Source organism: Streptomyces bambusae, from assembly GCF_020532645.1.
In the GTDB taxonomy this organism is placed as follows: domain Bacteria; phylum Actinomycetota; class Actinomycetes; order Streptomycetales; family Streptomycetaceae; genus Streptomyces; species Streptomyces bambusae.
The window spans coordinates 1-1034 of sequence record NZ_JAJAUZ010000139.1 but is presented as its reverse complement, the minus strand read 5'-3'; the positions used below and the strand labels follow the sequence as shown (position 1 = coordinate 1034).

Genomic DNA, 1034 nt, shown 5'->3' with positions numbered 1-1034 from the left:
CGCCGAGTCCGGCGTCGGAGACGGTGGGCTTGCCGGCGGCCGTGAGCACCTTGTTCAGGAGCGTGAGGTCGTAGATGCCGGCGAGGTCGGGCTGCTTGATGAGTTCGGCCTTGACCGCCCATTCGGACTGGGTCTTGAGGGTGGCGGCGAGCGGGTCGTCGGTGACGGCGATGCTCGGCCAGGCCGGGTCGATGACCTTGGGGGCGAGTGCCTTGCCGGTCTCGGCCTTCAGGGCGGCGTTGGCGGAGGCCTTCGCCTTCTCCGGGTTGGCGTTGATCCACTCGTTGGTCTTCACCGTACCGCGGAGGACTGCTTCGACCACGTCCGGGTGCTCGGTGAGGAACTTCTGCGACACGATGATGTTCGTGATGACGAACTTCTTGTCGGGCCACAGACTGGTCTCGTCGAGGAGGACCTTCGCGCCTTCGGCCACCAGCTTGGAGGCGGTGGGCTCGGGGACCCAGGCGCCGTCGACGGAGCCGGACTTGTAGGCGTCGGGGGTGACCTTGTTGTCGGTGCGGACGACGGAGACGTCGCCCTTGCCGCTCTCCGAGTCGACCTTCCAGCCCTTCTCCGCGACCCAGTTGAGGAACGCGACGTCCTGCGTGTTGCCCTTCTGCGGGGTGGCGATCCTCTTGCCCTTGACGTCGTCCAGGGTCTTGATCTTCGCGGGGTTCACGACGAGCTTGACGCCGCCCGAGGCGGAGCCGGAGATGATCCGCAGGTTCTTGCCCTTGGACTTCACGTAGGCGTTGATGGACGGGGAGGGTCCGATGAAGCCGATGTCGAGGGAGCCGCCGTTGAGGGCCTCGATCTCGGAGGGGCCGGCGTTGAAGATCTGGGGGGCGATGTCGGTGCCGCCCAGCTCCTTCTTGATGAGCCCTTCCTGGATGCCCACCAGGGCGGTCGCGTGCGTCAGGTTGGGGAAGTAGCCGATCCGCACCTTGTCGGCGGACAGCTTCTTGCCGGTCGCCGCGACGTTCGACTTGGCGTCCTTCGTCTCGTCCTTGGACTCCGAACCGTAGCCGCAGGCG

General features: G+C 66.4%; 1 protein-coding gene. It reads right to left on the bottom strand.

The features are described from left to right. On the bottom strand, positions 1-1034 hold a 1034-nt coding region (locus LG634_RS37525), incomplete at both ends, for an aliphatic sulfonate ABC transporter substrate-binding protein (RefSeq protein WP_226741025.1).